The 11836-nt window shown below is 67.4% G+C and carries 11 protein-coding genes; 5 read left to right on the top strand and 6 right to left on the bottom strand.

Annotated elements, in window-relative coordinates; all coding sequences use genetic code 11:
• Positions 1-69: 69 nt before the first annotated feature.
• From DB30_RS36015 to DB30_RS36005, 3 genes are all read right to left on the bottom strand, one after another.
• Positions 70-1404 (bottom strand): NAD(P)/FAD-dependent oxidoreductase, encoded by a 1335-nt coding sequence (locus DB30_RS36015; protein WP_052557809.1) that lies wholly within the window; start codon positions 1402-1404, stop codon positions 70-72.
• Positions 1405-1486: 82 nt separating this feature from the next.
• Positions 1487-2287 (bottom strand): NRDE family protein, encoded by an 801-nt coding sequence (locus tag DB30_RS36010; protein WP_052557807.1) that lies wholly within the window; start codon positions 2285-2287, stop codon positions 1487-1489.
• A gap of 53 nt (positions 2288-2340) precedes the next feature.
• Complete coding sequence (locus DB30_RS36005; RefSeq protein ID WP_153258466.1) at positions 2341-3507, bottom strand: penicillin-insensitive murein endopeptidase; 1167 nt, start codon at positions 3505-3507, stop codon at positions 2341-2343.
• A 184-nt stretch (positions 3508-3691) separates the two neighbouring features.
• On the opposite strand from DB30_RS36005, the gene DB30_RS36000 reads away from it, so the two are divergent.
• Complete coding sequence (locus DB30_RS36000; RefSeq protein ID WP_146662169.1) at positions 3692-4492, top strand: hypothetical protein; 801 nt, start codon at positions 3692-3694, stop codon at positions 4490-4492.
• Positions 4493-4779: 287 nt separating this feature from the next.
• A complete protein-coding gene (locus DB30_RS35995; protein WP_146662166.1) occupies positions 4780-5337 on the top strand; it encodes a SpoIIAA family protein in 558 nt (185 codons plus the stop codon).
• On the opposite strand, the gene DB30_RS35990 is transcribed toward DB30_RS35995, so the two are convergent.
• Positions 5275-5700 (bottom strand): VOC family protein, encoded by a 426-nt coding sequence (locus DB30_RS35990; RefSeq protein ID WP_052557800.1) that lies wholly within the window; start codon positions 5698-5700, stop codon positions 5275-5277. The two genes, DB30_RS35995 and DB30_RS35990, sit on opposite strands and share 63 nt — an antisense overlap.
• 164 nt (positions 5701-5864) lie before the next feature.
• Here DB30_RS35990 and DB30_RS35985 point away from each other — a divergent pair, with 164 nt between their 5' ends.
• A complete protein-coding gene (locus DB30_RS35985) occupies positions 5865-6656 on the top strand; it encodes a tetratricopeptide repeat protein (protein ID WP_165704096.1) in 792 nt (263 codons plus the stop codon).
• A gap of 5 nt (positions 6657-6661) precedes the next feature.
• On the opposite strand, the gene DB30_RS35980 is transcribed toward DB30_RS35985, so the two are convergent.
• Both DB30_RS35980 and DB30_RS35975 read right to left on the bottom strand, forming a co-directional pair.
• A complete protein-coding gene (locus DB30_RS35980; RefSeq protein ID WP_052557796.1) occupies positions 6662-8161 on the bottom strand; it encodes an ABC transporter permease in 1500 nt (499 codons plus the stop codon).
• A gap of 6 nt (positions 8162-8167) precedes the next feature.
• Positions 8168-10129 carry an ABC transporter permease gene (locus tag DB30_RS35975; RefSeq protein WP_165704095.1) on the bottom strand — a complete coding sequence of 654 codons (1962 nt, stop codon included), beginning with the start codon at positions 10127-10129 and terminating at the stop codon, positions 8168-8170.
• 572 nt (positions 10130-10701) lie between these two features.
• On the opposite strand from DB30_RS35975, the gene DB30_RS35970 reads away from it, so the two are divergent.
• Both DB30_RS35970 and DB30_RS35965 read left to right on the top strand, forming a co-directional pair.
• Entirely contained in the window at positions 10702-11451 is a 750-nt protein-coding gene (locus DB30_RS35970) for a hypothetical protein (RefSeq protein WP_146662162.1), read from the top strand.
• 33 nt (positions 11452-11484) lie between these two features.
• Positions 11485-11836: zinc-ribbon domain-containing protein (locus tag DB30_RS35965; protein ID WP_240480409.1), on the top strand; the 352-nt coding region annotated here is incomplete at its 3' end.

Raw genomic sequence — 11836 nt, 5'->3', positions numbered from 1 at the left:
GGGGCCGGCTTCGGTCCCTCTGTTTTTTTGGTTCTGCTCTTGGGCTCTATCGGCGCTCGGGTTGGGAGCTCACTCGGCCGCGCTCTCGTGCGCTGGATCTTTGGCGGACGCGTCGAGCGGAGCCGGCGGCGGATACGAGCGCCATTGCTTGGCCACGATCAGCCGCGCCCCGCGAGCGAAGGTCAGGTACGACCACCCCCACTGGATCAGCACCAACAGCCGATTGCGAAACCCGGTCAGGTAATAGATGTGGACGAGCAGCCATGTCCACCAAGCGAACATGCCGGCGAAGCGCAGCTTGCCCGCCTCGACGATCGCCCGCCCGCGGCCGATCGTGGCCATCTGGCCCTTGTCGACATACGTGAAGCTGCCGCGCTGTTCGCCCGCGAGCTCCCGCAGGATCGCGCGCGCGACGAACCGCCCCTGCTGCATCGCAACCGGCGCGAGCCCGGGATAGGGCCGGCCCTCCGCGTCGAGGGCGTGGGCGAGATCGCCAGCAACAAACACGTCGGGGTGCCCAGCCAAGCTCAGGTCCGCGCCAACGTGGACGCGATTTTGCCGATCCCGCTCGGCGTCGAGCGCCTCGAATTCGGCCGCGCGCACACCCGCGGCCCACAGCACCGTGGACGCCTCGATCCGCTCCTCGCCGACATCCACCCCGTTCTCGTCGACCTTGGTCACCAACGAGCTGGTCCACACCTGGACCCCAAGGCTCTCGAGGTCACGGGTCGCGCGACTGGCCAGATCTTCGTGAAACGCGGCCATGATCCGGGGCCCAGCCTCGATCAGGATCACCCGCGTCAGCTTGGGATCGATGTTGCGAAAGTCCTTGGCCAGGGTCGTGCGGCTCATCTCGCCGATCGCCCCCGCGAGCTCGACGCCCGTCGGCCCGCCTCCCACGATCACGAAGGTCAGCAGCCGCTTGCGCTCGCTGGTGTGCTCGGGGTGGGCCTCGGCCCGCTCGAACGCGGTGAGCACCCGGCGACGGATCTCCGTGGCCTGCTCGACGGTCTTGAGCCCGGGCGCGTAGGGCTCCCAGTCTTCGTGACCAAAGTAGGCATGCATGGCACCGGCCGCGAGCAGCAGGTAGTCGTACGCGAGCTCGCCAAAGTCGCCGAGCACCCGCTTGCCGGCCGTGTCGACCCGACGCACCTCGCCCTGGATCACGGTGGTGTTGCGGTAGTCGCTGAGCAGCCCGCGGATCGGCGCGGCGATGTCGGCCGGGCTCAGGCCCGCCATCGCGACTTGGTAGAGCAGCGGCTGAAATAGATGATGGTTGCGGCGATCGATCACCACGACCTCGAGCTCGCTGCCGTGCCGACCCAGGATCTTGGCCGCGTTGAGCCCGGCGAACCCGCCCCCAACGATCACGACGCGTTTTGGTTTGGCGCTGCTCGAGCTCACGGGTAAGGCTTACGACCGCAGCGCGCCGCTGTCACACCAGCGCGGCCCCACGCAAAAATCACCGGCAGTGCCCGCCCGGGCTTCAGTGATCCAGCAAGCGCTGCACCGCGTCGTGCTGGTCCACGAAGGCGGTCTCGCACGGGCGCCCGTTGGCGTACATGAAGCGCAACGGCACCCCAGCGACCTCAGCGGGGCCAAGCTGGACCAGCGTCGAGGATCGGGTGCCGTAGTTGATCGGCCGCGCGTGCACGCACATCGCATCCAGACCCACGCTCAACGCCCCCGGGGCAGCGCCGTCGCGCTGGTGTGGCCGGTGATCCGCGAGGATCGAGCGCCACCGCGCGATGTCCGGGGCCGGTCCGCTCGCTAGCTCGGCCGCGAGCTCGGCCAGGGTCTGGTGACGTGCGCTGACCCCGGCCCCCAAGCTGCGCTCGGTGATCCAGTGGATCCCAGGCGCGAGCTCGACCTCGTGCAGGCGATCACCGTCGCCCCAGACCACGCGTGCCCCGCTTCGATCCGCGAGCAACAAGTGAAATGGGTTGTAGTCGCGGGCCCCAAGCTCGCGCACCCGGGCGCGCGCCTCGGTCGGCGTGGCGGCCCCGAGCGCCTCGAACACCAACTCACCGCGCGAGCGCCTGGGCCGGCCAGCGCCCGCGAGGCTCCTGCGGTTGGTGATGCCCACGAACAACCCAGCGTCGTTGATGCCCAGCCAGGTCCCGCCAGCCTTCAGATCGCGCGGCGCCAACACCCGCCGCGCCGCGACCTCACCGGCCGCCCACACCCGTGGTTCGATCGCGGGCCGGTTCAGGGCTTCGTCGCGATTGGCCGCGATCACCAACGGCGACCCGGGCCAGACGTCGACAGCGGCGATGATCGTGCACACGCGGATTCTGATACGCCAAGGCTCGCGGAAGGCTACGCCCCCCGCTCGAGAAGCTACTCGCGAAACCGAACGTGCAGGTGGTTCACGTGCCCGCGCCAGTGACGGATCAGCCCATGGTTGCGGCCGCTCCCGCGCGGGTACTGAAAGTACTCGTCGAGCTTGTTCTGCGGCACGCCGTTGGCCTTGGCGTAATTGTAGAGCAGCTTTTGAACCTGATAGTCGAGGAAGATGCAGCGGACCTCGCCCGTCGCGATGAACGCCTCGACCAGGGCCCAGGTCCGCTCGAGATCGATCGTGTTCTCGTCGGCGCCAGAGAAGTGCAGGCGGTCGGCCAGCTTGCCCTGCAGGACCAGGCCAATGTCGAGGTCCCGGCCCTCTTGGTGCGACAGGTGCCCATTGAGCGGGCCGCCGCCGTCCTTCGAGATGTCGCCAATGCGCAGCTTGGGCCCGCCTGGGACCCGGCGCTGGTACGCGTCAACGACCTGGCCGATCAGCTTGACCGTGCGCGGGGTCCCATAGACGTTGTGGCTGCGCTTGATCGTGTAGGCCTTGTGCGTGGGCAGCTTGCGACTGTTGACCAGCTTGCCGGGCTGCGGCGGATCGGGCTCGAAGCCCGGCAAGATGTCGCCGACCGTCACGATCGCCAGCTTGTCCCCGACGCGCAGCTTGTTGGGATTGACGAGCGATCCCTTTTGCATGCTCAGGAGCTCGGCGGGGCTCAGGTTGTTGGCGTAGGCGATCGCGTTGAAGGTCTCGCCGGACGCGACTTGGTGGACCAGCTTCACGACCTCGCGCGGCGGCAGCTCGGGGCACACGGCCAGCTTCTGCCCGACCCGGATGTGGCTGGGGTTGGCGGCCAGCGCGGGGTTGAGCGCGATCAGATCATTGCTGAGCACGCCGTAGCGCCCGGCGATCAGCCCGAGGTGCTCCCCGGCCTCGACCACGTGGGTGTGCAGGGGGGAGCGGAAGTCACAAGCCTCGTCGTTGCGGCTCTTGGGCTTGGGTTTGCTCTTGGACTTGCTCTTGGACTTGGACTTGGACTTGGTCTTGGGCGGGGTCGCCTCAGGCGCCGCCAGGTCTTCGTGCGGATCACCCTCGACCTCGTCATCGACCGAATCTGGCACGTCAACGGGGTCCGGCTCGGTGGCGCCGGCGGGCGCCGGCGCGGCGAGACAGATGACGGTCAGGGCGGCAAGCGAGGTAAACAGAGAGATACGCATGTTTGGCTCCGCGACCACCGGCCGCTCACCTAGGAACACCTAGGTCGTGGGGATGGGGGGCAACCCGATTGTGGGAGCTGACCCCACCATCGAGGTGGATAAGATCACTTTGCCGAGTCGCCAAACTTTCTTCCAATTCGCCTCGGGCCTTCGTCGCGGTTACCTTGGGGGCGAGGTCTCCCCCATGCCCTACACGAGCTCATCCCGTCCTCACTCGCCGCTGTCATCCCCAACCAAATTCGTGCCGCTGGCGGCCGTGCTCGGCGTTGGACTCGCCGCGAGTTCGCTGCTCGGCTGTGCACCCGACAAGGGGCCCGGATCACTGGTGGTCAGCTATGTGCTGGGTAACAGCAAGACCTGCGCCGAGCTCGGCATCGAGGACATGCGGGCCGAGCTCGTCCAAGGTCCCGCCGACAACACGACCGTCGTGTACAGCGAAGACCTGCCCTGTGCAGCGGACTCGGACATCATCTTCGAGGGCCTCGAGCCCGGCATCTACTCGCTCGTGGTCGAGGGCTACGACTCGAACGGCGTGGCAACCCTCGACAACCTCGGTGAGCCCGCGTCGGCCCGCGCTGTCGAGATCTTCGAGGCCGCAGAGACCAGCACGGACGTGTCGCTGACCGCCCGCCCCGCGAAGCTCGAGATCGCATGGCGCCTCGGTGTCGGCGGGTTCGGCAACTGCGGCAGCGAGGGCATCGATCGCCTGCGTATCACCGCCTACCAGGTCGGCGGCAGCACCGAGCTGCTACAGACCGAGCTCGACTGCGAGCTGACCTCCGATGGCAACAATGGCTACCGCACGGTCCCCGATCCCGAGCGTGCGCTCAACGGCGCGCTGCTTGGCGAGGTCGGAATCCAGCCGCTCAGCGCGAGCGGCAGCCCCGTCGGCACCGCGGCAAAGTTCACCTTCATGCCGGTTGGAGCAGGCTACCCGGTCCGTCTCAACATCGAGTGCAGCGCCGCAGGCTGCTACGAGCAATAGGCTCTCCCGCCGCTCTGGCCCCGCCGATCTGGCGTCGCCGTTCGCGGTGGGTTGATCCCAAGACCGCGCAAAAACATCAACGTTCGCCACCAGCGGCGCGAGGCTCGGCCAGAGCAGCGCACCGCTGTCTTGGCGACCCGTGCCGGTAACCAATTCGGTTGAAATGCCTGGCCATATCGGTTAGGTTGTAGCCGTCTCGGTACTCGCATTCATTGAATGCGCCGCGACCTTGGACTGCGTCCCCTTGTGTCCCAGAAGGCCCCATCTGCCATAGGGCATTGGGCCCGATGCAACAGTTCAACGACTTCTCGTCGGCGTTCGCCCGAGACGTCTCACCCGGCCTTTCGAGCATGCACTACAGCCAGCTACGCAGCGATGTGACATCGACCGTCGAGCCTGGATGCGGCAACGCTGATTTGCTGCGTTTGCAGCTGCAAGGCTTCATCGACGTCGGAATGCTCAGCGAGCGACTTGGTGACTTGATCCATCGGATCGAGCATCACGCCCCTGACGCCGTATTGTGTGATCTTCGGACCGTCTCGGGCTACGGACCCGGCACCCCGGCCCTCGCCCGTGAGTGGTTCATGCTGGCGTGTCGCGCCGGCATCCGGCGTGTGGCGCTGGTCGCAACGTCCTCGGTGCTGCGCACGGCCGCGCTCGCGCTGTCCCACAACCTCAACCTCGAGCTGTGCTGCTTCTCGGGTGAGGCCCAGGCGCTGCGATGGCTCGGCGAGCAGAACAACGCCATGCCAAGCTCCAGCACAACGAGCTCGAGCGTTGGGTCAGGCGCTCGGGATGCTCGGGATGTGAACGATCTGCAGCTTGTTTCCGGCCGGGTCGAGTAGGTAGAACGAGGTCGCGCCGTCGCGGTGCAAGCGTGGCTTGGCCAGGATCTCGATACCGAGCTCCTGCGCGCGCCCGCTCAGGCGCGCGTGCCAAGCTTCGACCGCGGGCCCGTCAGGGACCATGAAACCCAGGTGGTCGAAGGGCGGGTGCGCGCGCGTGACCGTCGAGACCCGATGCACCGCGAGGTTGTCGGTGCCCGAGGTCAAGTACACCGCCGTCTCGTCGGGCTCCCAGTCGGTGCGCATGCCCATGCCCTCGCGATAAAATCGCACCGTCGCCGCGTAGCGATCATCGGCGACATTCAGGGCCAGGTGGCGCATGCCCAGCAGCGGCGGGGTCGATCGATCGTCGGCGGTGCTCACCCGCGGATCTTAGGTTTCGAGAACCCCTGCTCGCAAACCCCGACGTCGGTGGAAGCTGCGCAGACCACCCGTCAGCGCCGAGCTATCGGCGAAAGATATGCGGCGTGGACGGCGCGCGTCGAGCCGTGATAACCCGACCGCTGATCTCCCCAGGAGCCTTCGACGTGAAACGAGTCTTCGGTCTTGCCCTCGCTGCCATCTTGATTGTCCCCGCCTGCAAGCCGAAGGAGGTCGACGTCAACCTCCCCGAGCAGATCGCCGCCAAGCTCGCGGAGTCGGACTCGAACCTGCGCAACAACAAGACCGACGAGGCCGCCGAGGGCTACCAGTGGGTGCTCGACAACGACGCGGGCAACGTCGCGGCGCTGACGGGTCTGGGCCGGGTCGAGCTCGAGCGTGGGAATTTTGCCGCCGCCGTGGATCCGCTCGAGAAGGCCGTCGCCCAAAACGGTGAAGACGCCGAAGCCCACGCCGCGCTCGGGCGCGCGCTCGCGGGCGCGGAGAACTGGCCCAAGGCCGCCGAGCACCTGGGCAAAGCGTGGGAGCTCAACCACGACACGGAGCAGTTTGGGCTCGAGTACGGCGTCGCGCTGCGCGAGTCTGGCGACCTCGAGCAGGCCAAGGCCGTGCTCACCGAGGTCGGCGAGATCAACCCCAAGATCAAGCACGTGTTCCGCGAGCTCGGCGAGACCCAGCTCGCCGCCAAGGAGTACGACACCGCCCTGCGCACGTTCATGAAGGCGCAGACCAACTGGCCGGGCGACCAAGACTCCTACGCTGGCGCGGCGATGGTCTACGAGGCCCAGGGCGAGGTGACCAAGTCGATCGATCAGTGGTCGCAGTACATCCAGCAAGATTGCTGCTCGACCTACTCGAAGGACGTCGCCCAGCCCAAGCTCGCCGAGCTCAAGGCCAAAGAAAACGCGGCCGGCGCGGAAGCCCCAAGCGAGGGGTAGCGACCCTACTGAACCAGCTCAATGGGGCGCATGCGGCTGACCTGTCGGGCGATCGGCCCGGTCACCAGCGCGCACACGAACACCGCGATCCCGCTTGGGATTAGCAAGTCCGTGAACACGAACGCGACCGGCAGGTGGTCGATCATGTAGATGTCCGCGTCGAGCTGCAGCCGCAGCATCGACAGCGCGAACAAGCTCAGCGCGCCCAGCCCCAGCCCCAGCCCCGACCCCGCCATCCCGATCCCCACGCCGACGAGCTCGAACACCCAAAACAGCTGGCGCGGCTTGGCCCCGAGCGCCGCGAGCACGCCAATGTGGCGGCGCTCGCGACGAACCATGAGCAGCAGCGCGCCCAGCAGCGAGCCCGAGGCGACCAGCACGATCAAGCTCAGGACCAGCACCAGCAGCGCCTTGGTCTGGCGGATCGAGCTCAGCGTCGCGGACTGCGCGCCCCAGCTCGAGGCCCGATACCACGGCAGCAGCCGTTGGTCGGTGCGCGGACGATTCAGCTGAGCGACGAGCTCTTTGGCGATCGGCAGCGCGGTGCCGAGCCGGGCGTGCTCGAGCTCCATCTCGATCCCAGAGGCGCGCATCTGGCCGAACACGATCGCCTGCGCGGCGGTGATGTGGACGAGCACGAAGCTGGCGTCGAACTCGGCGAACCCCGTGTCGAGCAGGCCCAACACCTCGAACTCGCCGAAGCTCGGCTCGCCCAGGCTCTCGCCCTCGTCCTGGCGAATGGCGGCCGGCACGACCACGCGCACCCGCGAGCCTGGCCGGGCGCCGAGCCGCCGCGCGAGGCGAGTGCCAAGCACGATGCCGGGCAAGGTGCGCGGGCCGGCCGGGCGCAGGGATCCGAAGTCGCCGACCGCGAACAGCTCTCGGGTCGAGGAGAAGCCCGCGAGCCGCTCGGGGTCGACGCCCTTGATGCTGACGATCACCGGCGCTTGCTCGCCGTCGAGGGCGGACTCGGGCTCGACCTCGGACGCGGACGCGGGCTCGGGCTCGGACTCGGACGCGTCGACCACGACGATCGCCCCCACCCCGAACACGAAGGGCGAGGCCGCGCGGACCCGTTCGTCACGCTCGAGCTGCTGCGCGACCGCTTCGTACTCGAAGAAATCCAAGCCGTACTTGCTGACCATCGCGTGGCCGTTGAGCCGCGCGAGCGAGGACACCAGCAGCCCCTCGATCCCGGAGCCCACGCCCAACACCACGAACAAGCTGGCGACCCCCAGCGCGAGCCCGAGCACGGCGACCACCAACATCGCGCGCAGGTGCACGATCAGCGCCGAAGCCAGCAGCGCGAAGCCGGCCAGCCAAAACCCGGCGACGACTACGGGACCCCGCACGCCAAGCCCGAGCACCAGGCCCAAGCCGGCCAAGCCAGCGACGCTAGCCCACGCGAGGCCGCGCGCCCAAGCTGGAGCGTCGCCCTGCCGCAGGATCAACCGCGACGCCACCAACGTGATGAACCCACCCCAGCCAGGCGAAGCACCAGGCATGGCGGCTCACTCGTAGCGCAGGCCTTCGACGGGACGCAGCCGCGCGGCCCGCAGCGAGGGCGGGATCGTGGCGATGAAGCAGATCACCAGCCCCAGCCCCAAGATCCACGCGATCTGGACCAGGCTGATCTCTACTGGCAGCTGCTCGATGAAGTAGACCTCGGGGTCGAGGGTGTAGCCGTAGAGCTGGACCAACCAGCACATCACCAGCCCAAACACCACGCCAGCGAGCGAGCCCGCCAGCCCGATCGTCATGCCGGTGACCTGAAAGATCCGCGCGACCTGAGGGCCGGTCGCGCCCATCGACATGATGATCGCGACCTCGGGCGTGCGCCGAATGACCATCGTCCACAGCGCCGACAGCACGTTGAAGCTGGCCACGAAGATCACCAGCGAGAGGATCACCGTGATGATGTTCTTTTGGGTGCGGATCGACGAGAACAAGTTCTCGTTGAGCTTTTGCCACTCGAGCACGGAGTACTCGGCGATCTGCGGGCCGTTGAGCGCCTCACGAATCGCGGCCCCGACCTCGGCGGCCCTGTCTTGATCCGAGAGGCGTAGATCCACGCCCGAGACGATGTCCTTGCCCCGGTACTTGAAGCGCTGCAGCTCCTTGATGTCGACGTAGACCAGGCGGCTGTCGTACTCCTGAAACCCAGCCTGAAACACGCCCGCGACCAAGTAGTAGACGAATTTGGGCTCCTCGCTGTGGTCGAAGGTCGCGCCAGGATCGACGAGGCGGACGATGTCGCCCTCACCAAGGTCGAGCTCGCGGGCCAGCCCGACGCCGATGAACATGGTCGGCAGCGAGCTGGTGTCGATTCGGTCCTGCGCGGGGATCTCGGAGGTCTCGTCAGGCGGGTCCTCCCACACGTCGTCGTCGATGTGGCTGCGCCCGATCCGAAACGGATCTTCGCCGTGTTCGCGCGCGTTCCACTGGGTGATCGCCGTGTCGTACCAGCCGGGCCCGCGCGGGTCGGGGGTCGCGGCGATGACCTGCGGCAGGTCCCCATCGGCGCGGTCGGGCACCGGCATCAGCTCGTAGCTGCTGCGCAGATCCGTGAGCGGGATGACCCGACCGCTGCCGCGCACCAGGTGCGGGGGCAGATCGATGACCTGATCGGCGGTGCTGGGCTCGATGCCCTTGACCAGCACGCTCGCAAGCTTGACGTCGCTGCCGGCCACGCCCGCGTTGCCCGGCGCGCCCGCGCTCGCGGGACCGCCCGTGTAGGGCGCCAGCGCCATCGCGTAGTACACGAAGGGGCTCGCGCCCTCGACACCCGGCAAGGTGCGCAGCCACCCTTCGAAGCGCCGATACTCCGAGATGCCAAACGCCCGGGTCACGTTGATGTGCGCGTAGACGCCCAGGACCCGGCGCTCGAATTCGTGCTGAAAGCCAGTCGCAACCGACTGCACGACCAACAGCGCCGCGACCCCCAGGACCACGCCGATGATCGAGGTCGTGCCAAACACCGAGAAGCGCTGGCCGATCAGGACCAGCAAGCCGGCGAAGCTGGCGACCGCCACATAAAACACCAAGCCGACGCGCAGCGGCTTGAACAGCTCGAGCATCGCAGCGTCGTCGCGATCGACGACATGGTTGAAGGCCAGCAGGGTGACCAGCCCGAGCGCCGCCGTGATCCAGAACAGCGCCAGCCAAAACGGCCCGCGCCGCCACACCGGGGGCCGCTCGAAGTCGGGATCGGCGTCGGCCGAGGCGTGCGGCTCCGTGCCCGAGCCCAGCGCAGAACCGAGCAGGTCGAAGCCTGCGCGCCGGATGATCCGCAGGCCAACCAGCCGCTCGTAGCCGGTGAACCCGACCAACACCAACCTGAGGATGAGCAGCCCGAACGAGATCGCGCCCACCCAGCCCATGACCGTCACCCAGGTGGGCGCGTCGGACACGGCCAGCGCGGGCGTCCCCAGCGCGAGCAGATACAAGGCCGGTAGCGCGGGATGCTCGCGCACTTCACCACGGCGCATCCAGGGTCCGCGGGCGCGTGCACGAGGCGGCGGTGACTTGCTGTTTGAATCCTGCACGTAGCTCGCCGAGGCTCCGCCGGACGCTACTGCCAAGGCCCACCCCGAGCAAGCGTGGGTGTCACGCCCCCGGACAGACCCCGCCAACGAGCAGATCGTCCGCCGTTCCCAACGCCCCCAAACACACACGCCGAGCGCCGACAAAACCCGAGCTTGACCGCGATGGACGTCAACACACGGCCAGGTAACGCGATCGAGCAACTTGGCGTGAGCGCCGGCAACACAAATCGAGAGCGATCTCGAAGACTTGCCGAACGTCCAATCCTTGACATCAAAACCGGGCGCGGGCTACGCTCTGCTCGATTCTCCCGGAGCACTGCATGCCGCGAAGGTTCCTTTGCTTGTCCGCTCTGGTGGCCACTCTATCCGTCTCTTTTGAGGCGCAAGCGGGCAAATACGATCTCGATCTGACGCCACTTGGCCAGGTGGACGCCAACAACGGTACCGTGACGCAGGATAACGCTGCGTTTCGGTCCCTATCGTCTGAAGTCGGGGTGCTCATGGCGCCAAAACCGATCGATCCCGCAGACTCTCTGGGTCTGTCTGGGTTCGCGGTTTCTGCCGACGTCACCATCAACACCCTCAGCGGTGATGCCGACTACTGGCGCGACACGACTCGGGGCAGCCCGAACAACGTCGCGCCGTCGTTGCAGATCATGGGGCGCAAGGGGCTGTGGCCGGGCATCGAGATCGGTGCCGGGGCGACCCACTTGTTGGACAGCCGCATGTGGACGATCTCTGGCTACGGCAAGGTCGCCCTCCACGAGGGCTTCCACCACCTGCCGATCCCGTCGATCGCGCTGCGCGGGATGTTCTCGCGGCTGCTCGGATCCCGGGACCTCGACATGACGACGATCTCCGTCGGCGCGTCGCTGTCCCACGTGTTTGGCGTCGGCAGCACCTTCAACATCACGCCCTACGCCGGCTACGACGCCTTGATGGTGTTCTCGCGCACGGGGATCCTGGACTCGACCCCAGGCCACGACGAGTTCAGCGAAGGCTCGGTCCCCTGCGACAACGGCGACCCCGGCTGCAGCCTGCAGTCCGAGTTCGTGTTCCGCCAGCAGGACGTGATCCTGCGACACCGGCCCTACGTCGGGATGCGCTTCATCTTTAGCGTGCTGCGCATCGGGCTCGAGGCCATGTTCGTCCCACCCGGCGGCTCGACTTCGGGCGCATCGACCGGGGACGTGACGGACAGCTCGGGGTTTCAGCAGCAGTACACCGTGTCCTTCGGCCTGGACTTCTAGGTCGGACTTTCGGCAAGACCCCGGAGACTGTCCTTGATCATCGCCTGTCCCGAGTGCACGAGCCCCTTTCAGGTCGTTGACGGCCAGATCGCGGCGCTCGTGCAGGTTGAGTGTCCAACCTGTCGCTTTCGCATGATCCTCGACTTCGAGGCGGCCAACGACGCCTCGCTGCGCGAGGCAGGCATGAAGATGGCGCAGGGCTTCCAGAGCGAAGTCGCGTATCGCCAAGCGGTTGGGCAGACGGGCGGCTCTGCCCAGCACGCCGCCAGGCCGGAGCTGCGTGCGGCGCCCGAGCCCGAGCGCCGGCCTGTCGCACAGCCCGAGCCGGCTCCCGAGCCCGCTCCCGAGCCGGCCCCCGTCAGGGTGCCGACGGCGCAGATCGGAA

The sequence above is a fragment of the Enhygromyxa salina genome, from assembly GCF_000737335.2.
Classification (GTDB): Bacteria; Myxococcota_A; Polyangia; order Nannocystales; family Nannocystaceae; genus Plesiocystis; species Plesiocystis salina_C.
This window is presented reverse-complemented; position numbering and strand designations above follow the sequence as displayed.